This is a genomic window from Burkholderia catarinensis, from assembly GCF_001883705.2.
Lineage (GTDB): Bacteria > Pseudomonadota > Gammaproteobacteria > Burkholderiales > Burkholderiaceae > Burkholderia > Burkholderia catarinensis.
Genome location: NZ_MDEQ02000003.1, coordinates 51,920 through 73,541, shown reverse-complemented (window position 1 = coordinate 73,541; position 21,622 = coordinate 51,920). Strand labels below are relative to the sequence as shown.

Sequence of the window (21,622 nt, the reverse complement as noted above, 5' to 3'; positions counted from 1 at the left end):
AGGCGCCGGCGGATTGCGCCGCCGGCACCGCGTGGCGGGCGAACCGCCGTCATTTCAGCGAGATTTCGTCGAAGTTGAACGAGCCGTCCGGCATCACGTACATGCCCTGCAGGCGCTTGCTGCGTGCGTAGACGATCTTCTCCTGCACGAGGAAGATCCACGGCGCGTCGGACCAGATCTGCTTCTGCGCATCGGCGTAGAGGGTGGCCTTCTTCGTGCGATCGGTCGTGGAGAGTGCCTGCGCGAGATCGTCGTCGACCAGACCGTTCTTGTAGTACGCCGTGTTGTACAGCTTCGGCGGCGCCGACTCCGAAGCAAGCAGCGGCGACAGTGCCCAGTTCGCCTCGCCGGTCGACGCCGACCAGCCGCTGTAGTACATCCGCACCGGCGCCTTCGCCGGATCCTGTGCGCTCTCCACCCGCGCCACCCGCTCACCGGCCTCGAGCGCCTGCACCTGCACCTTCACGCCGACCTGCGCGAGCTGCTGCTGGACGAACTGGATCAGCTTCTGCGCCGTCGTGTGATTGTAGGCAGACCAGAGCGTCGACTCGAAGCCGTTCGGATAGCCGGCTTCCTTCAACAGCGCGCGCGCCTTCGCCGGGTCATACGGCCAGGGCCCGAGCTTCGTTGCGAATTCGACGCCCATCGGCGCGACTCCCGTCTGCGGTGTCGCGTAACCGGCGAACACGACCTTCGCGAGCGCATCCTTGTTGACCGCGTAGTTCAGCGCTTGACGCACCTTCGGGTTGTCGAACGGCTTTTGCTGCGTGTTCAGCGAAATGTAGCGCTGAATGATCGACGGCGCCTCGATCAGGTCGACCTTCGGGTTGCTCTTGAGATCGTTCGCCTGCTCGAACGGAATCGTGAACGCGAAATCCGCCTCGCCGGTCTTGATCAGCGCGGCGCGCGTATTGTTGTCGACCACCGGCTTCCAGTCGATCGTGTCGACCTTGGGGTAGCCCTTCTTCCAGTAGCCGGCGAATTTCTTCACCTTCATGTCATCGGTCTGCTTCCATTCGACGAACTCGAACGGCCCGGTCCCGACCGGATGCAGCGACACGTCACGCCCCCACTTCTTCAGCGCGGCCGGCGAGATCATCACCGCCGACGGGTGCGCGAGCGTGTTGACGAACGCCGAGAACGGCTCGCGCAACGTGAACCGCACCGTGGTCGGATCGACCACTTCGGTCTTCTCGATCACCCGGAACAGGCCGTAACGCTTCAGCTTGTTCGCCGGATCGGTCACGCGGTCGAAATTCGCCTTCACCGCGGCGGCATTGAACTCGGTGCCGTCGTGGAATTTCACGCCTTGGCGCAGCTTGATCGTGTACACCTTCGCGTCCGGCGATGCCGTGTAGCTGGTCGCCAGCACGTTGACGAGCTTCATGTTCCGGTCGAAGCCGAACAGACCCTCGTAGAACGACTTGACGACAGCCTGCGACACCGTATCGTTCGCGTCGTACGGGTCCATCGTCGTGAATGTCGAGTACACGGCGACCACGACATTCTGCTGCGCGAACGCGGGCACCGCGACCGACAGTGCGAGCGCGCCTGCCCCCGCGGCGAACAACGCGCGCGGACGGAACATCGGGAACGAATACGGCTTGTTCATCTTGTCTGACTCCTGTGCATGATTCGGTAACGCGTGGTGGAAATCGCGGTGTGACTGCCCCCGCTCGGGAAAAAACCGTCGCTGCCTCGCGCGTGCGCAACTGCGATCCATCGCCGCCTCCGCGCGCTCAATACGCGCCGCCGACGCGATGCGTCGCGACGAAATGATCGGGGCCGACCGCGACGAGCGGTGCAATCACCGGCTCGTCGCCGGCCGCGCGGATCGGGCTCGGGATCTCGTCCGCCGCGAGCTGGCGCGGCGCATGCCGGCGCGCGGGGTCGGCCACCGGCACCGCGCTCATCAGCTTCTTCGTGTAAGGATGCTGCGGCGCCTCGAACACCGCGCGGCGCGGGCCGATCTCGACGATCTGGCCGAGATACATCACCGCGACGCGATGGCTGACGCGCTCGACGACGGCCATGTCGTGCGAGATGAACAGGTATGCGACGCCGAGCTCGCGCTGCAGGTCGAGCATCAGGTTGACGATCTGCGCCTGCACCGACACGTCGAGCGCCGACACCGATTCGTCCGCGATCACGACCTTCGGGTTCAGCGCGAGCGCGCGTGCGATCGCGATCCGCTGGCGCTGGCCGCCGGAGAATTCATGCGGATAGCGGCGCGCGGCCTCGGGCGGCAGACCGACCTTGTCGAGCAGCCAGTCGACGCGCGCCTGCGCTTCGCGGCCGCTCGCGACGCCGTGCACGAGCAGCGGCTCCATGATCGAGAAGCCGACGGTCAGGCGCGGGTTCAGCGACGCGAACGGATCCTGGAAGATGAACTGGATGTTCCGGCGCAGCGCCTGCAGGTCCGGGCCCTTCATCGCGCTGATGTCGCGGCCGTCGAATTCGATCGAGCCGCTCTGCGATTCGACGAGGCGCAGCAGCGAGCGGCCGGTGGTCGACTTGCCGCAGCCCGATTCGCCGACCAGCGCGAGTGTTTCTCCCGCGCGCAGCTCGAAGCTCACGCGCTCGACCGCATGCACGTATTGCGACACGCGGCCGAACACGCCGCTCTTCACCGGAAAGCGCGTGACGAGATCGCGCACGCGCAGGATCGGCGGCGCGGCCGGGTCGACGTGCGGTTGCGCGGCGGCGGGTGCCGCGTCTTGCGCGGCGGGCACGGCGGCCGCGCTCGCGCCTTCCACCTTCAGCAGCGGGAATTTCTCGGGCGCGTCGGTACCCTGCATCGAGCCGAGTTTCGGCACGGCCGCGAGCAGCGCGCGCGTATAGCGATGCACGGGCGCCGCGAAAATGCGGTCCGACTCGCCCTCCTCGACCTTCTCGCCGCGATACATCACGAGCACGCGGTCGGCCACTTCAGCCACCACGCCCATGTCGTGCGTGATGAAGATCACGCCCATGTTCATTTCGTCCTGCAACCCGCGGATCAGTTGCAGGATCTGCGCCTGGATCGTCACGTCGAGCGCGGTCGTCGGCTCGTCGGCGATCAGCAGCGCGGGCCGGCACGACAGCGCCATCGCGATCATCACGCGCTGCCGCATCCCGCCCGACAACTGGTGCGGATAGCGCACGAACACGCGGCGCGCTTCCGGAATGCGCACGAGATCGAGCAGCCGCAGCGTCTCCGCGCGCGCTTCCGACGGGCTCTTCGACTGGTGCAGCGCGATCGCCTCGCTGATCTGGTCGCCGACCGTAAACACTGGGTTCAACGACGTCATCGGTTCCTGGAAGATCATCGCGATGTCCGCGCCGCGGATGCCGCGCATCGTCGCGGCGCTCGCCTGCGCAAGATCGACGAGCGCGCCGCCGCGGCGCCGGAACGCGATCCGGCCGCCCGTGATCTCGCCGCCGCCATGCTCGACGAGCCGCATCAGTGCGAGCGACGTGACCGACTTGCCGGAGCCCGATTCGCCGACGATCGCGAGCGTCTCGCCGCGATCGACGTGAAACGACACGTTGCGCACCGCGTCGAACGTCGCGCCTTCGCGGCGGAACGTGACCGACAGGTCGTCGACGGCGACGACGCGCTGCTCGGGCAGCGCCAGGCCGGACGGGTTACGGTTCGAAGTCATCGTGAGTCTCTCCTCGTGCGATCCGGAATCACGCCGTGTCGTCGTCGCGATAGATGCCGACCACCGGCGCTTCACCGACGCGCGCGTAGCCGCGGTACATCCCTTCGGTGTTGAACGGCATCGCGACGTTGCCGTGCGCGTCGACCGCGATGATCCCGCCGCGGCCCGCCAGGCGCGGCAGCTTGTTCATCACGACGTCGTGCGCGGCGTCGGCGAGCGACGCGCCGCGATACGCGATCTGCGCGGCAACGTCATGCGCGGTCGCGAGCCGGATGAACATCTCGCCGGTGCCCGTCGACGACACGGCGCAGGTCGCGTCGTCCGCATAGCAGCCCGCGCCGATGATCGGCGAATCGCCGACACGCCCCGGCTGCTTGTTCGTGATGCCGCCCGTCGACGTGGCTGCCGCGATGTGGCCGTTCAGGTCGCACGCGACCGCGCCGACCGTGCCGTGCTTGCGGTCAGGATCGAGCGGTTCGGCCGGCTGCGACCGTGAAGCGCCGAACGTGAACGTCGCCGCATCGTGGTCGAGCATCATGCCGGCCGCCGCGCGCGCCTTGAGCCACTGCGCGTGACGCGATTCGGTGTCGAAGTAGCCGGGTTCCGCGAGTTCGAGCCCCTGCGCGGCCGCGAACGCATCGGCGCCCGCGCCGGCGAACAGCACGTGTTCGCTTGCCTCCATCACGCGCCGCGCGGCGAGCACGGGATTGCGCACGCGCGTCGCGCAGCAGATCGCGCCGGCGCCGAGCGTCGCGCCATCCATGACCGCGGCGTCGAGTTCGTGCTTGCCTTCGGCCGTATACACGGCGCCGCGCCCGGCGTTGAACAGCGGGCAGTCTTCAAGCATCCGCACCGCGACGGTGACGGCGTCGAGCGCGCTGCCGCCGTCGGCCAGCACCTGCTGCGCGGCCTGCAGGATCGCGGTCAGTTCGGCGCGGTACCGACGTTCGGTGTCGGTATCCATCGCATCGCGCAGGATCGTGCCTGCGCCGCCGTGAATCGCAACGATCGCGGGTGAAGTCATGATTTTTTCGGACCGGGGGAAGAAGGGTTGGCGGCCGGCAGCGCCGCTTGCGGCTGCACGAGCCACGGCAGCAGGAATTCGGTCATCTCGGCGGCGGATTTCGCGGACCGGTGCGTGCGCAGCGCGACCGCGTCGATCAGCGCCTCGATCATCGCGAGCACGGCCGCTTCCGACGTGGCCGCGAAGCGCCGCTCGGCCTTGACGTACAGGTTCAGCGACGCGATCGGCGCCAGCGGCGATTGCGGGCCGTCGGAAATGCCGAGCACGCGCGCGCCGCGCACCGCCGCGCGGCGCGCCAGCTCGACCGTGTCCTTCACGTAGCGCGGAAACGCGAGCGCGATCACGAGATCGCGGGAATCGGCCGTATACAGGCGCCGCGCCGCGTGCGACGGGCCGCCGAGCAGCGCGAGCGACTGCACGCTGTCGTGGCACACGGACAGCCCGTGCTCCATCAACCCGGCAAGAAACGCGCTGGAGCCCGCGCCGAGGATCAGCACGCGCCGCGCGCCGACGATCGCCTCGACCGCGGCCTCGACATCGGCCGCGTCCAGTTGCGCGCGGGTGTTCCCGATGTTCGCGACGGCCTGGTCGAATACCGCGTCGATCCATGCGGCGCCGCGTACGCCCGGCTCCTGCTCCTGCGCGGAACGCAACCGCTCGACCGGCCCGAGCGTCGCCTCGAAGCCGCGCACGAGCGCCGCGCGCATCGCCGGATAGCCGTCGAAGCCCAGCGCCTTCGCGAAGCGGTTCGCGGTCGCGATCGACGCATTCACGGCCTGCGCGAGTTCGTCGATCCGCATCGTCGCCGCGCGAAACGGATTCGCGAGCACGAATTCGCCCATGCGCCGGTGAATCGGCGTCATCAACGGCATCGCCGACGCGATCCGCTCGGCGATCGCGGGTTCGTCGTGGCTGGCGTCGTGCGGAACGAGAAGCGTCATGCGAAGGGTCGTTGCAAGAATGATGAAAATCAATTTACACAATATGCATCCCGGAAAGAAATAAATTTTCATCAGGGTTGTCACGCCCCATCCCGCGTCTCCCCGCCGCGTGGCCATCGCCCGGCCCCGCCCATGGGCCTTTGGCGCGCGCCCGCCATGCTTCGCCGCGCGTGCCGCTTTCACTCGCCATCGGGAAAACCCCGAGTAAGTTCGTTCGAATGCAAATTCACGTTGACCGGATTCGTATTCGAACATAGGATGTTCGAAAATGATCAGTCGTCATATAACATCCGTAGCCAATGACGACGGAATGTTCGCTCGAACGCCCGAATTTCGATATGAACCGGGAAAATTGGCGCGCATCAAGATCGGACATCGTACAAAGACGAACAAGCCGTCCGGACGGACGGCCCTCATGGATCGGGCTGGCGCCATGCGCCTGCCCTACCTGACAGGAGACAGCAGTGAAGACAGTCAAGGCGTTGCGCTGGTGGATCATCGTGCTCGTATGTCTCGGCACGATCCTCAACTACCTCGCACGGAATTCCCTCGCGGTGCTCGCGCCCGAGCTGAAGCACGTGTTCTCGATCTCGACGCAGCAGTACTCGTACATCGTCGGCGCGTTCCAGATCGGCTACACGATCATGCAGCCGGTGTGCGGGTTCATCGTCGACCTGATCGGGCTGCGGCTCGGGTTCGCGCTGTTCGCGATGCTGTGGTCGGTGGTCGGCGTCGCGCACGGCTTCGCGTCGGGCTGGCTGTCGCTCGGCATCCTGCGCGGCTTTCTCGGGCTATTCGAGGCCGCCGCGATTCCGTCGGGGATGAAGGCCGTCGCCGAATGGTTTCCCGATCGCGAGAAATCCGTCGCGGTCGGCTACTTCAACGCGGGCACGTCGCTCGGCGCCGCGATCGCGCCGCCGCTCGTCGTGTTCCTGTCGATGCAGTTCGGCTGGCAGGCCGCGTTCATGGCCACCGGCGCGCTCGGGTTCGCGTGGGCCGCGCTCTGGTACACGCAATACCGGTCGCCCGCCGATCATCCCCGCCTCACGCCGCAGGAGCGCGCGCTGATCCGCGACGGCCAGACGACGATGCCGCCCGTGTCGAAGCGCCGCATCCGCGACGTCGTCACCGCACGGCGCTTCTGGGCGATCGCGCTGCCGCGCTTCTTTGCCGAACCCGCATGGCAGACCTTCAGCTTCTGGATTCCGCTGTACCTCGCGACCGAGCGCCACATGGCGCTCACGCAGATCGCGATCTTCGCGTGGATGCCGTTTCTCGCGGCCGACCTCGGCGGCATCGCGGGCGGCTACCTGTCGCCGTATCTCGCGAAACGGTTCAACCTGCCGCTCGTATGGTCGCGCGTCGCCGGCGTCGCGCTCGGCGCGGTGCTGATGCTCGGGCCCGCGCTGATCGGGCTCGTGTCGTCGCCGTACACGGCCATCGCGCTGTTCTGCGTCGGCGGCTTCGCGCACCAGATGATCTCCGCGCTCGTCAACACGCTGTCGGCCGACGTATTCGACTCCGAGGAAGTCGGCACCGCGAGCGGCTTCGCCGGGATGGCCGCGTGGATCGGCGGGCTCGGCTTCTCGCTGCTGGTCGGCGCACTCGCCGACAAGATCGGCTATGCGCCGCTGTTCGCGTGCCTCGGCCTGTTCGACCTCATCGGCGTCACGCTGCTCGCGGTGCTGATCCGCGGGCAGTCGAAGCAGGAACGCCTGCTCGCGCAGCACGCCTGACATTCGCCCTCACCAGGAATCGCATTCATGACCTCGCTTCTTCATCCGCCCGTGTTCCGCGTCGCCGGCCAGCACGCGAACCGCGTGCTGCTCGCGTCCGATGCGGGCGCAACCCTCGAGATCTTCGTGCTCGAGGACGACATCGTGCGAGTGCGCGTGCTGCCCGACGCGACAGCGCGCACCCCGCGCACGTGGACGATCGCGCCGGGCCTCGACGACGTGCCGCTCGACGGGCGCGATCGTCTCGACCTGAGCGGCTTCACGCTGCCCGCCTATGACCTCGCCGAAGACGACGACGGCCTGCGCATCGAAACCGCGCAGATCCGGCTCGAGGTGCGCCGGCAAGGCGGCCATTGCACGTGGTCGATGCGCGGTGCGGACGGCGCATGGCGCGTCGCGCTCGCGGACCGCTCGACACAGGCGTACAACTTCGGCTGGTGGGACGACCGCGCGTATCACTACGTCGCCCGCAAGCGCGGCGACAAGGTGTTCGGCCTCGGCGAACGCGCGGGCGAACTCGACCGCACGGGCGGGCGCTTCGAGATGCGCAACATCGACGCGATGGGCTACAGCGCGAAGCACACTGACCCGCTGTACAAGCACATCCCGTTCACCATCACGTGGTCGCCCGACGCGTGCCAGGGGTTCGGGCTGTTCTACGACACGCTGTCGGACTGCACGTTCGACATGGGCCGCGAGCTCGACAACTATCACGGCCCGTACCGCTATTTCGTCGCCGAGCACGGCGACCTCGACTACTACTTCATCGCATCGCCCGGCACGCCGCTCGCGGCCGCGCGGCGCTTCACGTGGCTCACCGGGCGCCCCGCGCGCACGCCGAAATGGGGGCTCGGCTATTCCGGCTCGACGATGAGCTACACCGATGCGCCGGACGCGCAGCGGCAGATGAACCAGTTCGTCGAGCAGTGCGACGCGCACGACATCCTGTGCGATTCGTTCCACCTGTCGTCGGGCTATACGTCGATCGGCGCGAAGCGCTACGTGTTCAACTGGAACCGCGACAAGTTTCCGGACGCGAAGGGCTTCGTGAAGCACTACCGCGACCACGGCATCCGCCTGTGCGCGAACATCAAGCCGTGCCTGCTGCGCGACCATCCCGCGTTCGACGATGCCGCAAAACGCGGGCTGCTGATCCGCTCGGCATCCGGCGAACCCGCGTGGGTGCAGTTCTGGGACGAAGTCGGCGCGTATCTCGACTTCACGCAGCCGGACGCATACCGCTGGTGGCGCGAGCAGGTCACGTCGGCGCTGCTCGAATACGGGATCGAGTCGACCTGGAACGACAACAACGAATACGAGATCTGGTCGCCCGATGCGATCGCGCACGGCTTCGGCCAGCCTTTCCCCGCGCGCGAAGCGAAGGTGCTGCAGACGATGCTGATGATGCGCGCTTCGCGCGAAGCGCAGCGTGCGCATGCGCCGGCGCAGCGGCCGTTCCTCGTGTCGCGCTCCGGCGGCGCCGGCATGCAGCGCTACGTGCAGACCTGGTCCGGCGACAACTATACGTCGTGGGAAACGCTGCGCTACAACCTGAAGATGGGCCTCGGGCTCGCGCTGTCGGGCGTGTCGAACATCGGTCACGACATCGGCGGCTTCTCCGGGCCCGCGCCGTCGCCCGAGCTGCTGCTGCGCTGGGTGCAGTTCGGCATCTTCATGCCGCGCTTCAGCATCCATTCGTGGAACGACGACGGCACCGTCAACGAGCCGTGGATGTATCCGGAGATCACCGCGCAGGTCGCGTCGCTGATCAAGCAGCGCTACCGGCTGCTGCCCTACCTCTATCACCTGCTGTGGCTGTCGACGACGCGCTACGAACCCGTGCTGCGGCCGACCTTCGCGGATTTCCCCGGCGATGCGCGCTGCTACGACGAATGCGACGACATGATGCTCGGCGACGCGCTGCTCGTCGCGCCGGTCGTCGATCCCGGCCGCACGGAGCGCACGGTCTACCTGCCGTCGGGCGCGCGCTGGATGTGCGGCGCGAGCGCGCAGTCGTTCGACGGCGGCACGAGCGTAACGCTGCCCGCACCGCTCGACACGCCGGTGATGCTGCTGCGCGAGGGCCGCGTGCTGCCGCTGGACGTCGCGACACAGCATTTCGGCGCGCGCGCCGACACGCGCGGCTTCCTCGTCGCGCCGCGCATCGAGGACGGCGTCGCGTACGGCGAATGCGTCGAGGACGACGGCGAGACGGAAGCGTGGCGCGATGGCGAATACGGACTGTGGCGGATCGAAACCGGCCGCGAGGCGTCGGGCGTGCTCGGCGTGTCGGTCCGCTGGGACGGCCGCCCGGGCCGCCCGGCCGACCGCGTCGAGATCCTGCTGCCCGCGTCGCTGCAAGGCCCGGTCGCCGTCCGCGGCGCACGCGTCGAGCAGGACACGCAGGACGGCGCATGGCGCCGCCTGGTCGTCACGTTCGACAGCTGAACCGCGCAAGCCCTGTCAGGCGGGCCGTTCACGCGGCCCGCCGCCCGCCACAGAGGAGGCAACCCAGCCTCCCGCCCCCTTGAAAAGATGAAGAGATCTGGAGATCGACAATGAAAACACCCGTCAACCGCTATGTAATCCTTATTTTTTCGGCCGCATCGCTCGGCACGACCGCCGCCCACGCGCAGAGCAGCGTGACGCTGTACGGCGTCGTCGACGATTCGCTCGCGTACGTGAACAACCAGCAGGGCCACTCGAACGTGTACATGCGCGACGGCAACCTGTATGCGTCGAAGTTCGGGCTGCGCGGCGACGAGGATCTCGGCGGCGGCACGCATGCGATCTTCGACCTGCAGTCCGGCTTCAACCTGAACAACGGCGCACAGTCCGCCGCCGGCACGATGTTCAATCGCCAGGCATTCGTCGGCCTGCGCAACGATCACTATGGCACGCTGACGGCCGGCCGCCAGTACACCCCCTACTTCCTGTTCGTCGGCCCGTACGCGTCGAGCAGCTGGCTGACCGGTGCGACGGGCGCGCATCCGGGCGATATCGACGGCCTCGACACGACGATCCGCGTGAACAACTCGGTCACCTATACGTCGCCGACCTTCGCCGGGCTGACCGCGAGCGCGATGTATGCATTCGGCGGCATTGCCGGCGCGACCGGCAAGGGCAACACGTTCAGCGCCGCGCTGCGCTACGCGAACGGGCCGATCGGGATCGCGGCCGGCTACCTGCGCATCAACAGCTCGGGCTCGTCCGCGGGCTTCCTGAACCCGGCCACCGCGTCGTCGGGCAGCTTCGCGGTGTCCGTGCTGAACCAGGGCTACCTGACCGCGAAGGCCGTCGAGCAGGTCGCGGCGGCCGGCAACTACACGCTCGGCGCCCTGACGATGGGCATCAACTATTCGAACGTGAAGTACCTGCCCGGCAACGGCTCCGCGTTCGCCGACACGGCCGTGTTCAACACCTACGGCGCGCTCGCCGCGTACCGCTTCACGCCGGCGTTCTCGGTGGCCGGCGCGTTCGCGTACACGCTCGCGTCGAAAGCGAACGGCGTCCCGAACGCGGCCCGCTACCAGCAGGTTTCGCTGAAGGAGTCGTACAGCCTGTCGAAGCGCACGACGCTCTATGCGCTGCAGGCTTACACGCATTCGAGCGGGCGGACGCTCGGCGCGCAAGGCGGCGGCCACATCGTCGATGCGGCGCCGATCGTCGGGGATTCGCAGCAACTCACGCCGTCGACGACGCACGGCCAGTTCGTCGGCATGGCCGGCATCGCCGTCACGTTCTGAACCTGCCCGGCGGCGCCTTCCGCGCGCTGCCTCCGCCCCGGGCGAAGCGCATTCCAGGCGCGCCGTCCGGGCGCCCGATGCACGGCCGCCAAAGCGTTTTCCGCATCCCGTCCTCCCACCGCCCGAACCGTGCGGGTTTTCCCAATCCCCTCAATACCTTACAATTCGTCAGATTAACCCCTTCTGCATGCCCCTTCTTGCAGTCCTGACACCGCGGTACACTCGACGCACGCCGTTTCAGGGTCCGACGCGCAACGAAGCGCGCCGGGCGGCGTCGCGCTTCGTTGCGCCTACAACTGGATGCCTGCCATGCCAGATTCCCGTTCCTCGCCCCGCACGACATTCAAGCCGCAGGTCGTCCTGCCCGCGCTCGCGGTCATCGGCGCGCTGCTCGTCGTGTGCGCGCTGCGCCCGAGCGAAGCCGGCGCGCTGTTCTCCGCCGGCCAGCAATGGGTCATCGCACGCTTCGACTGGTTCTACGTGCTCGCCGTCACCGGCTTCCTCGTGTTTCTCGTGCTGATCGCCGCGAGCGACTTCGGCAACATCCGGCTCGGCCCCGACGATGCCGAGCCCGAATTCAGCTTCCTGTCGTGGACGGCCATGCTGTTCGCGGCCGGCATGGGTATCGGCCTGATGTACTTCGGCGTCGGCGAGCCGATGCAGCATTTCCTGAAACCGCCGACCGTCGACCCCGGCACGCCCGCCGCCGCGCGCGAGGCGATGCTGATGACCTTCTTCCACTGGGGCTTCCATGCGTGGGCGATCTACGGGCTGATGGGGCTCGTGCTCGCATATTTCGGCTTTCGCTACAACCTGCCGCTGACATTGCGCTCGGGGCTGTATCCGGTGCTGCGCGAGCGCATCAACGGCTGGATCGGCCACACGGTCGACGCGTTCGCGCTGGTCGGCACGGTCGCCGGCATCGCGACGACGCTCGGCTACGGCGTGATGCAGATCAGCGCGGGGCTGCACACGGTTGCGGGCTGGGACACGAGCGGCAACGCGTTCCGCATCGGGCTTGTCGCGCTCGTCGTGATCCTCGCGGGCGCCTCCGCCGCGAGTGGCCTCGACAAGGGCGTGCGGCGGCTCTCCGAGCTGAACCTGCTGCTTGCGTTCCTGTTACTTGCGTTCGTGGCCTTCGCGGGCCCGACGGCGTTCCTGCTGCGCGCGCTCGGCGACAACATCGGCCAGTACCTGTCGAGCCTGGTCGACCTGTCGTTCCGCACCTATGCGTACGCGTCGCCGCGCGAGGAAGGCTGGTTCGGCGGCTGGACGATCCTCTACTGGGCGTGGTGGATCTCGTGGTCGCCGTTCGTCGGCATGTTCATCGCGCGCATCTCGCGCGGCCGCACGATCCGCCAGTTCGTGATCGGCGTGCTGCTCGTGCCGACCGCGTTCAACCTCGTCTGGATGACCGTGTTCGGCAACAGCGCGATCTGGCTCGATACGCACGGCGCGGCCGGCGCGCTCGCGCAGACGGCCACCAGTGTCGACGCGCTGCTGTTCCGCTTCTTCGATTTCTTGCCGCTGCCGCAACTTCTGTCGATCGTCGCGATCGTGCTGATCGCGGTGTTCTTCGTCACGTCCGCCGATTCGGGCGCATTCGTGATCGACCAGATCGCGACGCGCGGCAACGCGCACTCGCCCGTCTGGCAACGGCTGTTCTGGGCCGCGCTGCTCGGCGTGACGGCCGCGGTGCTGCTCGTCGCGGGCGGGCTCGGCGCGCTGCAGGCGATGACGCTGATCGCCGCGCTGCCGGTCGCCATCATCATGCTCGCGCTCTGCTACGGGCTGTGGCGCGGCCTTGCGGCCGACCGCGCGCACTATTCGCAGGACGTCGCGCCCGCGACGAGCTTCTGGACCGGCCAGCACTGGCGCCACCGCCTGACGCACATCCTGCGGCAGACGACCGAAGCCGAGGCACGCCAGTTCGTCGCCGACACGATCGAGCCCGCGCTGCGCAAAGTCGCCGACGAACTGCGCGCGAGCGGCGTCGATGCGCACGTGCAGCGCGACAGCGACGACGCCGTGCGGCTCACCGTGCCGACCGCCGAGCATCGCGATTTCGTGTACGGCGTGCGCGTGACGATCAAATCTGCGGCCGCGTTCCTGGTGCGCGAGGCGGCCGAGCCGGAAACCGAGCGGGCGCACGTGTACGGGATCGTCACGTTCTTCGAGGACGGGCGGCTCGGCTACGACGTCGAATACCTGCGCGGCGACGAAGTGATCGCCGACGTGCTGCGCCAGTACGAACGCTACGTGTCGCTCGCGGCTGACAAGCGCACGCATCTGCTGAGTCGCGCGCCGGGGCATGCGACGGAGGCCGAATGAACCTGCGTGCCGCAGCCTTTACCGCGCTGTGCCGGCCCGCCACGCCCGACGGAGCCGCACGATGAACGCACTCCTGCAAAGCCACTCCGCCGACGTCGTCGCGCTCGGCACGCTCGCCGTGCTCTACCTCGGCGGAGCCGGCATCGCGCTATGGCGGATCCGGGCCGCGGCGCCGCGCGGCAAGGTGTACTGGATCGTCTGCGCAGCGCTGCTCGCCGGCGGTGCGATCGCGATGGGCGGCAACCTGTCGCCCGTGCCGAACAGCGGTGAAATGCCGCCCGGTTTCGCGCTCGGCGTCGAGGCCGTCCTGCTCGGTCTCGTGCTGGTTGCCGGAGGTTGCGCGTGGCTGATGCTGCGCGCGCGGCGACGCTGACGCACGCATATCGCGCGGCCGGGCTGCGTCACGCGCGAACGGCAGCGCTCAGCACGGACCGGCGGCCGCCGTCCCTGCGTCGATCCGTTTTACCGCATCGCGTTACGCGGACGGCGCGCGCGCCGTCACGAGCCAGCACGCCGCGTCGAAGCACACATCCGCGCCGTGGACGTAACGCTCGAACGCGGCACGCATCGTGTCGACCACGCGCCGCCGCGTCGCGTCGTCCGTCTCCAGCAACGCGAGCCCGACCGGGCCCAGCCGCGAGATGTAGTCGTCCAGCGCGGGCTCGGGCAATGCGCACGCCACATCGACCGGCTCGATCGCAAGCTCCGCCCAGCCGCTGTCCGACAGCACCGACGCGATCCGCTGCCGGTCGCCGAACGCGAACTGCCCCGGCGCACCGGGCCGCCGCGCGGGCAGGTTCGGCAGCAACGGCGCGGCTGCCCGCTCGGCCGTCGTCATGAACGGGTTGTCGGCCGCGCCGCGCCACGCGACGAACCGCAGCTGCGCGTCCGGCCGCGCCGCACGCCGTAGATTCGCGAAGGCCCGGACCGGATCGTCGAAGAACATCACGCCGAGGCGCGACACGATCAAGTCGACGCTCGCGGGCTCGAACGCATGCATCTGCACATCCGCGCACTCGAAGCGGGCGCGAAGGCCGCTGCGTTCGGCGCGCGCCCGTGCCGCGTCGATCATCCGGGCCGAGATATCGATGCCTGTGCATTGCGCGTTCGCGCCGAGCCGCCGTGCGATCGCGAGCGTGACCGCACCCGTGCCGCAGCCGACATCGAGCACGCTGCGCGCCGACGACGCGGCCGCCGCATCCGCGAGCAGCGTCTCGAACGGCGCGAACATCCGGTCGATCGGCGCCTGCGCATCGACCCAGGCACGCCCCGACGGGCCGTTCCACAGCGCGGATTGTTCGTCGTTGGGCCGGTTGGTTTCCATCGTCGATTCCCCTTCTGGTTCATGGATGATGAACCGGACTGTGCTGCTTCAAGCCGGCTTGAGGTCAAGCCCCGGCCGCGATACCGGCCCGGATGCGAGCCCCCTGTCGCACCCCGTTTTTTCATATTTCTTACATTCGTGTTGCGTATCGTTGACGACTTTCCTACGGTGCCTCCCATGCGACGACTCCTCCCGCGCGCACTGCTCACGCGCTGCGCCCCCCTTGTTGCCCTCGCCGCGCTGTCCGCGTGCTCGAATCACATCGATACGCCGGACGATCCGGCCAGCGCGTCGATCAACGTCCAGGCCGCATGGGTCGAGATCGGCGACGCGAACCAGGCGATCGCGCGCGTCATCACGAACTACACCCCCGCGTCGGCCAGCGATCCGCTGTGCCCGCAACTGACCGTCGACGGCAAGCTGTCGCGCATGACGCTGCGCGCAAGCGCCGCGACCGTCGCCAAGCGGCCGACCGCCAGCGACCCGTCCGATTCGAAGCCGTCGAGCTTCCCGGTGTCCGTGTGCGAGGCGACGCTGCCGGCCGGCGCGCAGGCGGCGAGCGTCGCGGGCCGCACGCTGCCGCTGCCGAAGGCGCAGCCGCAGCGCATTGCGATCATCGCCGACACGGGCTGCCGGATGAAAAAGGCCGACAACGCATGGCAGGCGTGCAACGACGCGACGGTCTGGCCGTTCGACACGATCGCGGCCAGCGTCGCGAAGCTGTCTCCCGATCTGGTGCTGCACGTCGGCGACTACCACTATCGCGAGAACGCATGCCCGCCGGACATCGCCGGCTGCAAGGACAGCCCGTGGGGCTACGGCTGGGATACGTGGCAGGCCGACCTGTTCCGCCCTGCCGCGCCGCTGCTCGCGAAGGCGCCGTGGGTCGTCGTACGCGGCAACCACGAGGAATGCGCGCGTGCGGGCCAGGGCTGGTTCCGCTTCCTCGATCCGCGCCCGTATTCGGCCGCGCGCTCGTGCGACGATCCGGCCAACGACAACAACGCGAACTATTCGGAACCCTATGCGGTTTCGCTCGGCGGCGGCTCGCAGGTGATCGTGTTCGACACCGCGAAGGTCGGCCGCACGCCGCTCAAGACGACCGACGCGCAATTCGGCATCTACCAGAAGCAGTTCCAGACGGTGGCGGCGCTCGCATCAAAGGCCGGCATGACGACGACGATCTTCACGAACCATCATCCGATCCTCGCGTTCGCGCCGATCGCCGGCAGCACGCCCGCGCCGGGCAACCTCGCGCTGCAGTCGGTGATGTCGAGCCTCAATGCACAGGCGTACTACCCGCCCGGCGTGCACGTTGCGCTGCATGGGCACGTGCACGACTTCCAGGCGATCAACTTCTCGTCCGGACACCCGGCAACGATCGTGTCCGGCAACGGCGGCGACAACCTCGACGTCGCACTGCCCGACCCGTTCCCGGCCGGCCTGACGCCCGCACCGGGCGCCGTGATCGAGCGGCTGTCTCACCACAACAGTTTCGGCTTCCTGATCATGGAGCGCAGCGCCGCACCGGCGACGGGCTGGGTGTTCCATGCGTACTCGGCGGCTGGCAAGCTGCTCGCGTCGTGCAACCAGTCGGGCACGACGCTCGCTTGCGACAAGACGGGGTTCATTGCGCCGTGAGCGACGAAGTTCGATGTGACGGCCGCGTTGCACGCGGCCGGCAAACGCTGCACGCGCTGGCCGCGGCCGTGCTCGCCGGCCTGGCGCTCGCGGCCCACGCCGCGCCGGCCGAAACGGTACTGCTCCCCGGCGCGCCGCCGTCGCGCGTCGTCGATACGATCGGCAGCGGCACGCCGCAGGTGACCGGCAAGATCGATGCGGCCACCGCGCGCTTCGCGCCCGACCCGACGCTCGTCGCGCTCGGCCGCCGGATCTTCTTCGACCCGCGGCTGTCCGAGCCCCGCGGCATGTCGTGCGCAAGCTGCCACGACCCGGGCCGCGCGTTCGCACCGACGCTGTCGGCCGCATCGCTCGCGGGGCCCGGCGTGCCGGAAGGCAGTCGGCCCGGGCGTTTCAGCCAGCGCAATGCGCCGTCGCTGCTCTATGTGCGCTACGTGCCGCGCCGCCATTTCTACCGGGACGACGACGCGCCCGCGCCGTCGCCGTTCGGCGGCCTGTTCAGCGACGGCCGCGCGGATACGCTCGCCGAGCAGATCCGCGGGCCGCTGTTCGATCCGAACGAGATGAACAACCGGTCGCCGGCCGCGCTGCTGCGCAAGGTCGATGCGACCGAACTCGCGCCCGATCTCGCCGCGCGCTTCGGCGCGCCGGTGCGGCGCGATCCCGAGCAACTGGTGCGCGCGCTCGGTTCGGCCGTCGAAGCCTATCTGCAGAGCGACGAGATGGCGCCGTTCACGTCGCGCTTCGACGCGTTCCTGCGCACGCGCAAGCCGCTCGCGCCGGCCGAGATGCGCGGCCTCGCGCTGTTCCGGAATCCGGACAAGGGCAACTGCATGAGCTGCCATACGCTGTCGGAGACATCGAGCCGCCCGGAGCGCTCGCTCTTCACCGATTTCGGCTACGACGCGATCGCGGTGCCGCGCAACCGCGCGCTGCCGGCGAACCGCGATCCGCGTCATTTCGACAACGGGCTGTGCGACACCGCACGACGGCTGCGCTGGCCCGAGCCGACGCAATGGTGCGGCTACCTGCGCACGCCGGGGCTGCGCAACGTCGCGATCAAGCAGACGTTCATGCACAACGGCGTGTTCACGACGCTGCGCGACGCGGTCGCGTTCTACAACACGCGCTCGACCGACCCCGGCTTCTGGTATCACGGCGCCAGGACGTTCGACGACGTGCCGCCCGCCTACCGCGGCAACATCAACGTCAACTCGACGCCGATGAACCGCCGGCCCGGCACGCCGCCCGCGCTGACCGACGCGGAAATCGACGACATCGTCGCGTTCCTCGGCACGCTGACCGACGCGCGCTATACGGGGGGCGCCGCCCCCGCTACCCCCGCTACCCCCACTCCCCCCGCTGCCGGGATCCCCGGATCGCCTGACCGCCGAAGCGCCGCGCCGGCGCGCTGACCCTGGCCGAATGGCCAGCCGCACGCGCGCCCGCTTGCGGTCGCTCCGAATACTGGTTATATTTACAGTACTGTATTTATGAACAGTGAGGTGCGCGATGGAACATCTGGTCCGTATCGTCAACGACACCGATCGCCAAGTGCTGGCGTGGCTTCGTGCCCAGGTCGGCGATGCCCGCGTCGAGCGCGCGGCGCGTCAGCTCGGGCACACACGCAAGCCCTTTCCGTCAGCCGTCTGCCGGTATCTGGGCATGAGCGCGCCGGCCACGCTGCGCCCGGCCGCCCGGCCGCGCGCCGCACGTGATTTCTCGGTCGGCGATCGTTACCTGTCGCTGATCCGCCAGCACCTCGCCACGCACTCGACCAGCCGCTGAAATGGCGGTGTCCGGCTGCCGCCGCCGTGCTTACGCAGCGGCCGCGGCGTCGCGGATCAGGCGGCCGAGCGTTTCGAAAGCCGCCTCGTGCGCCGCATCGAACACGCGCGTGCAGGCGAGCCGGATATAGCCGTCGAAGCGATCGGAATTCGAGAAGATCGAACCGGGCGCGATCTTGACCCCGTGCGCCAGGGCGGCGTCGAACAGTGCGTCGGAGCGCACGCCGTCCGGCAACGCGATCCACAGCAGCATCCCGCCCGGCGGCTGGTTCATCCGCGTGCCGGCCGGGAAATGCCGCGCAATCGCGTCGATCGTCACGTCACGCTGCACGCGCAACTGCTCACGGAACCGGTGCAGGTGGCGGTCGAATGCGCCCGAGCCGACGAATTCGGCCGCAACGGCCTGCAGCAATGCGGCGTTGTGCCGGCTGTGCGCGAACTTCAGCATCCTCACGCGCGCATGCCAGCGGCCCGCACTCAGCCAGCCGAGCCGCATTCCGGGGGCCAGCACCTTGTTGAACGACGGGCAGTAAATCACAGTGCCGTCGCGGTCCCATGCCTTGACCGGCTTGACCGCCTGCGGCGCCTCGACGAGCTCGCGATAAGGCTCGTCCTCGATCACGGCCACGCCGTGGTGCGAACAGAGCGACACGAGCGCGGCCTTGCGCTCGTCGGGCATCACGCAGCCGAGCGGGTTCTGCAGGTTCGGCACGACCACCACGGCCCGAATGTCCGGATACGCGGTCAGTGCCACTTCGAGCGCCTCGATCGACAGGCCGGCCGTCGGGCTCGCCGGGATTTCGAGTGCACGCAGGCCAAGGCTTTCGAGCAGCTGGATCAGGCCGAAGAAGGCCGGCGATTCGATCGCGATCGTGTCGCCGGGGCGCGCCACCGCACGCAACGCGAGATTCACGGCATCGACGCCGCCGCTCGTCGACATCACGTCGTCCGGCGTCACCGTCACGCCGTACGACAACGCGCGTTTGGCCATCGTCTGCCGGAATTCGGGCGAGCCGCCGACCGGCCCCGCATCGGTCAGCAACGTGGGTTTGCGCCGCAGCAGCCGGATCGCCAGCGCCTGCAGGCGCTCGGTCGGATACAGCGTGGCGAGCGCGGACGCGCCGCCGAGATTCAACGCATCGGTCGCCGCATTCGCGCGGTCGATCACGCGCGACACGCGTTCGTGCAGGCCCGCGAACGGCGGCTCGACGCTCAGCGGCGGCCCTTCGCTTTCCGGCAGCGTTTCGAGCACGGCCGCCGCGCGGCGTCGCACGAAGTAACCCGATCGCGGCTTCGCCTCGCACCAGCCCGTATCCTCGAGCCGCCGGAACGCCTGGATCGCGGTCGACAGGCTCACGCCATGCTGCGCCATGAACGCGCGAACCGACGGCATCCGGTCGCCGGGCGACAGCGTGCCGGCCGCGATGATGCGGCGGTAATGTTCGGCGAGCCGTTCGTAAAGCGGCCCGCCGTCCATCGGCAAAGGCGTGCGGGATGCGTCGGTGACAGGCGTCATGCGGACCATCGTGCCCGCGCAGCCCAGAGCACGCCAGATACAGATTCGGGGAAAACCCACCGATACAGCGGCTCGAAATCGTCGCCTGCACCGCAACAGATTCCCGTCCCCTGAATCTGTCGTGCCCGCGCCCGTTTCCCTAACCTGACTGCACGCTATCGCCTCGCCGTCGCGAGGCCGCGCAACCGGGAAAGGGAATCGCCATGCGAACGCAACACATCCGGCTCGACGCCGGGCAAAGCCACTTTGCGTGGTTCGACAAGGGCAGCCAGGTCGTCGTGCTGGACGGCGCGCTCGCGGTCTCGCTGCGTCACGGCGGGCTCGACTGGCTGCCCGATGCGCCGCAGCATGTTCGCCGCATACTCGACGAAGGCGAATGCCTGACGCTGGAGACGGCCGGTCACGTGACGTTGTCGGCCGGCGGTACAGGCGCGGTCAGCACGACTGTCGTCGAGCCAACCGGCCGGCGAAGCGTGCTTGCGGTGTGGCGCGCGATCCTGCGCCGGCTGTCCGGGCAGGTGCGCGGCGGCCATCATGTGCGCGAGCATTCCTGACACGTCCCTGACATCGCGGCTCGCGGCGTCGCGGAGAGCGCCGGGCACCCACCGCATCATCGCGGCGACCCGCGAACGCGCTCTGCTCCGGTCATTCCTCCGGAGAGACCGCCTCGATCGCCACGTCTTGCCCGGCACGCGGCGTGCGATCGCTTCACCCCGCGCTCCGGCGACGCTCGACCCACTCGAATACCGCCATCCCGACCAGCATCGCGACGACGAACACGATCCCCTTGGCCGACCCGAAGCCGATCGACACGATCGCGGGCCCCGGGCAGAACCCGGCAATCCCCCAGCCGATGCCGAACGCGGCGCTTCCGGCGACCAGGCGCACGGTGATCGTCCGCAAGGCCGGCAACTGCATCGGCAAGCCGAGCCACGACCGCGTCCGGCGCTTCGCCCACGCGAACGCGAACACGGCCACGCCCGTCGCGCCGGCCATCACGAACGCGAGCGACGGATCCCAGCGGCCCGCCAGGTCGAGAAAACCGAGCACCTTCTGCGGATTGGCCATGCCCGACACGATGAGGCCGACGCCGAACAGCAGCCCGGCCAGAAACGCGAATCCTGCCTGCATGTCAGCCTCCCAGCACGTGCCGCCGCACGAATACGGTCACGAAGCCCGCGACCATGAAGGTCGCCGTCGCGACCACCGAACGCAATGCGCCGCGCGACATCCCGCACACACCGTGGCCGCTCGTGCAGCCGCCCGCGTACCGTGTGCCGATCCCGACCAGCAGCCCGGCCGCCAGCAATTCGAACCAGCTTGCGTCGACCTGCGGCGTCAGGCCGCCCCCGGCGGCGCGCATCACGAGCGGTGCAGCGATCAGCCCGGCGACGAACGCGGCGCGCCAGTCGCGCTCGCCGGCGCGCGCCGTGAGCAGACCGCCGACGATGCCGCTGATGCCGGCAATCCGGCCGTTGAACGCGACGAGCCACGCGGCTGCGAGCCCGATCAGCACGCCGCCGGCCAGCGACAGCCACGGCGTGAAATGAAGCGCATCAAGCTGCATCGCGCTTCCCCTTCGCGGCCGGCCCGCAGAACTGTTCGTACAGCACGCCGATCACCGCGATCGCGGCCGGGCTGTCGAGCGAATAGTGGATGTTCTTGCCGTCGCGGCGCGTACGGACCAGCGCGTTGTCCCGCAACACGCCGAGCTGCTGCGACAGCGTCGGCTGGCGGATGTCCAGCTCCGTCTCGAGCTCGCTCACGCCGCGCTCGCCCTGCGACAGTTCGCAGAGCAGCAGCAGCCGGTCGGGATTCGACAGCACCTTGAGCAGCGCGCAGGCCGATTCGGCGGCCGCGCGCATCTGGTCGGGCTCGGGCAGCCCGGCGGGAAGATCGTCGTTCATCGTGGCGGGAAGACAATTAAAGAAT

18 protein-coding genes are annotated in these 21,622 nt (G+C 68.7%); 9 read left to right on the top strand and 9 right to left on the bottom strand.

All coding sequences use genetic code 11. The features are described 5' to 3' along the window. Positions 1-49: 49 nt before the first annotated feature. From gsiB to BFF94_RS05615, 4 genes are all read right to left on the bottom strand, one after another. Positions 50-1,612, bottom strand: a complete 1,563-nt coding sequence (gsiB, locus tag BFF94_RS05630) for a glutathione ABC transporter substrate-binding protein GsiB (RefSeq protein ID WP_128849792.1) — start codon at positions 1,610-1,612, stop codon at positions 50-52. Positions 1,613-1,739: 127 nt separating this feature from the next. Further along, entirely contained in the window at positions 1,740-3,644 is a 1,905-nt protein-coding gene (locus tag BFF94_RS05625; RefSeq protein ID WP_128849794.1) for a dipeptide ABC transporter ATP-binding protein, read from the bottom strand. Between the two features lie 28 nt (positions 3,645-3,672). Further along, positions 3,673-4,668, bottom strand: coding sequence for an isoaspartyl peptidase/L-asparaginase family protein (locus tag BFF94_RS05620; RefSeq protein ID WP_128849796.1), 996 nt, complete (start codon positions 4,666-4,668; stop codon positions 3,673-3,675). Next, the gene (locus BFF94_RS05615; RefSeq protein ID WP_128849799.1) at positions 4,665-5,609 is read right to left on the bottom strand and encodes a MurR/RpiR family transcriptional regulator; all 945 of its coding nucleotides are present in this window, start codon (positions 5,607-5,609) and stop codon (positions 4,665-4,667) included. The genes BFF94_RS05620 and BFF94_RS05615 overlap by 4 nt, the downstream gene beginning before the upstream one ends. A 464-nt stretch (positions 5,610-6,073) precedes the next feature. On the opposite strand from BFF94_RS05615, the gene BFF94_RS05610 reads away from it, so the two are divergent. The 5 genes from BFF94_RS05610 (at position 6,074) to BFF94_RS05590 (ending at position 13,795) form a co-directional block, all read left to right on the top strand. After that, positions 6,074-7,345 (top strand): MFS transporter, encoded by a 1,272-nt coding sequence (locus BFF94_RS05610; protein ID WP_128849801.1) that lies wholly within the window; start codon positions 6,074-6,076, stop codon positions 7,343-7,345. A gap of 27 nt (positions 7,346-7,372) precedes the next feature. Then, on the top strand, positions 7,373-9,793 hold the full coding sequence (locus BFF94_RS05605; protein ID WP_128849804.1) for a glycoside hydrolase family 31 protein: 2,421 nt from the start codon (positions 7,373-7,375) through the stop codon (positions 9,791-9,793). 110 nt (positions 9,794-9,903) lie between these two features. Then, entirely contained in the window at positions 9,904-11,091 is a 1,188-nt protein-coding gene (locus BFF94_RS05600; protein ID WP_128849809.1) for a porin, read from the top strand. A gap of 309 nt (positions 11,092-11,400) precedes the next feature. Further along, positions 11,401-13,422 carry a BCCT family transporter gene (locus tag BFF94_RS05595; RefSeq protein WP_128849811.1) on the top strand — a complete coding sequence of 674 codons (2,022 nt, stop codon included), beginning with the start codon at positions 11,401-11,403 and terminating at the stop codon, positions 13,420-13,422. Between the two features lie 61 nt (positions 13,423-13,483). After that, entirely contained in the window at positions 13,484-13,795 is a 312-nt protein-coding gene (locus tag BFF94_RS05590; RefSeq protein ID WP_128849813.1) for a hypothetical protein, read from the top strand. 102 nt (positions 13,796-13,897) lie between these two features. Here the strand turns inward: BFF94_RS05590 and BFF94_RS05585 are convergent, their stop codons facing one another. Continuing rightward, the gene (locus BFF94_RS05585; RefSeq protein ID WP_128849815.1) at positions 13,898-14,746 is read right to left on the bottom strand and encodes a methyltransferase domain-containing protein; all 849 of its coding nucleotides are present in this window, start codon (positions 14,744-14,746) and stop codon (positions 13,898-13,900) included. 177 nt (positions 14,747-14,923) lie between these two features. Between BFF94_RS05585 and BFF94_RS05580 the strand changes: the two genes are divergently transcribed. The 3 genes from BFF94_RS05580 (at position 14,924) to BFF94_RS05570 (ending at position 18,175) form a co-directional block, all read left to right on the top strand. Further along, positions 14,924-16,387 (top strand): metallophosphoesterase, encoded by a 1,464-nt coding sequence (locus BFF94_RS05580; protein WP_128849817.1) that lies wholly within the window; start codon positions 14,924-14,926, stop codon positions 16,385-16,387. After that, on the top strand, positions 16,384-17,802 hold the full coding sequence (locus BFF94_RS05575; protein WP_219139072.1) for a cytochrome-c peroxidase: 1,419 nt from the start codon (positions 16,384-16,386) through the stop codon (positions 17,800-17,802). Before BFF94_RS05580 ends, BFF94_RS05575 begins: the two co-directional genes overlap by 4 nt. A 97-nt stretch (positions 17,803-17,899) precedes the next feature. Further along, positions 17,900-18,175 (top strand): CppA family protein, encoded by a 276-nt coding sequence (locus tag BFF94_RS05570; protein WP_128841338.1) that lies wholly within the window; start codon positions 17,900-17,902, stop codon positions 18,173-18,175. Positions 18,176-18,205: 30 nt separating this feature from the next. On the opposite strand, the gene BFF94_RS05565 is transcribed toward BFF94_RS05570, so the two are convergent. Continuing rightward, positions 18,206-19,690 (bottom strand): aminotransferase-like domain-containing protein, encoded by a 1,485-nt coding sequence (locus tag BFF94_RS05565; RefSeq protein WP_201260342.1) that lies wholly within the window; start codon positions 19,688-19,690, stop codon positions 18,206-18,208. 203 nt (positions 19,691-19,893) lie between these two features. Between BFF94_RS05565 and BFF94_RS05560 the strand changes: the two genes are divergently transcribed. Further along, positions 19,894-20,244 (top strand): hypothetical protein, encoded by a 351-nt coding sequence (locus BFF94_RS05560; RefSeq protein WP_128841340.1) that lies wholly within the window; start codon positions 19,894-19,896, stop codon positions 20,242-20,244. A gap of 154 nt (positions 20,245-20,398) precedes the next feature. Here BFF94_RS05560 and BFF94_RS05555 read toward each other — a convergent pair whose 3' ends face one another. The 3 genes from BFF94_RS05555 to BFF94_RS05545 are packed head-to-tail and all read right to left on the bottom strand — an operon-like array spanning position 20,399 to position 21,597. Further along, on the bottom strand, positions 20,399-20,821 hold the full coding sequence (locus tag BFF94_RS05555; RefSeq protein WP_128841341.1) for a DUF6691 family protein: 423 nt from the start codon (positions 20,819-20,821) through the stop codon (positions 20,399-20,401). A gap of 1 nt (position 20,822) precedes the next feature. After that, complete coding sequence (locus BFF94_RS05550; RefSeq protein WP_219139071.1) at positions 20,823-21,257, bottom strand: YeeE/YedE family protein; 435 nt, start codon at positions 21,255-21,257, stop codon at positions 20,823-20,825. Continuing rightward, complete coding sequence (locus BFF94_RS05545) at positions 21,247-21,597, bottom strand: ArsR/SmtB family transcription factor (protein WP_128841342.1); 351 nt, start codon at positions 21,595-21,597, stop codon at positions 21,247-21,249. The genes BFF94_RS05550 and BFF94_RS05545 overlap by 11 nt, the downstream gene beginning before the upstream one ends. Between the last annotated feature and the right edge of the window lie 25 nt (positions 21,598-21,622).

What these genes read in the sequence shown, in the direction of transcription:
- BFF94_RS05560 (WP_128841340.1), top strand. Translation starts at nt 19,894, where the DNA reads ATGCGAACGCAACACATCCGGCTCGACGCCGGGCAAAGCCACTTTGCG.
- BFF94_RS05625 (WP_128849794.1), bottom strand. Translation starts at nt 3,644, where the DNA reads ATGACTTCGAACCGTAACCCGTCCGGCCTGGCGCTGCCCGAGCAGCGC.
- BFF94_RS05595 (WP_128849811.1), top strand. Translation starts at nt 11,401, where the DNA reads ATGCCAGATTCCCGTTCCTCGCCCCGCACGACATTCAAGCCGCAGGTC.
- BFF94_RS05615 (WP_128849799.1), bottom strand. Translation starts at nt 5,609, where the DNA reads ATGACGCTTCTCGTTCCGCACGACGCCAGCCACGACGAACCCGCGATC.
- BFF94_RS05590 (WP_128849813.1), top strand. Translation starts at nt 13,484, where the DNA reads ATGAACGCACTCCTGCAAAGCCACTCCGCCGACGTCGTCGCGCTCGGC.
- BFF94_RS05620 (WP_128849796.1), bottom strand. Translation starts at nt 4,668, where the DNA reads ATGACTTCACCCGCGATCGTTGCGATTCACGGCGGCGCAGGCACGATC.
- BFF94_RS05585 (WP_128849815.1), bottom strand. Translation starts at nt 14,746, where the DNA reads ATGGAAACCAACCGGCCCAACGACGAACAATCCGCGCTGTGGAACGGC.
- BFF94_RS05580 (WP_128849817.1), top strand. Translation starts at nt 14,924, where the DNA reads ATGCGACGACTCCTCCCGCGCGCACTGCTCACGCGCTGCGCCCCCCTT.
- BFF94_RS05555 (WP_128841341.1), bottom strand. Translation starts at nt 20,821, where the DNA reads ATGCAGGCAGGATTCGCGTTTCTGGCCGGGCTGCTGTTCGGCGTCGGC.
- BFF94_RS05550 (WP_219139071.1), bottom strand. Translation starts at nt 21,257, where the DNA reads ATGCAGCTTGATGCGCTTCATTTCACGCCGTGGCTGTCGCTGGCCGGC.
- BFF94_RS05600 (WP_128849809.1), top strand. Translation starts at nt 9,904, where the DNA reads ATGAAAACACCCGTCAACCGCTATGTAATCCTTATTTTTTCGGCCGCA.
- BFF94_RS05570 (WP_128841338.1), top strand. Translation starts at nt 17,900, where the DNA reads ATGGAACATCTGGTCCGTATCGTCAACGACACCGATCGCCAAGTGCTG.
- BFF94_RS05605 (WP_128849804.1), top strand. Translation starts at nt 7,373, where the DNA reads ATGACCTCGCTTCTTCATCCGCCCGTGTTCCGCGTCGCCGGCCAGCAC.
- gsiB (WP_128849792.1), bottom strand. Translation starts at nt 1,612, where the DNA reads ATGAACAAGCCGTATTCGTTCCCGATGTTCCGTCCGCGCGCGTTGTTC.
- BFF94_RS05545 (WP_128841342.1), bottom strand. Translation starts at nt 21,597, where the DNA reads ATGAACGACGATCTTCCCGCCGGGCTGCCCGAGCCCGACCAGATGCGC.
- BFF94_RS05565 (WP_201260342.1), bottom strand. Translation starts at nt 19,690, where the DNA reads ATGACGCCTGTCACCGACGCATCCCGCACGCCTTTGCCGATGGACGGC.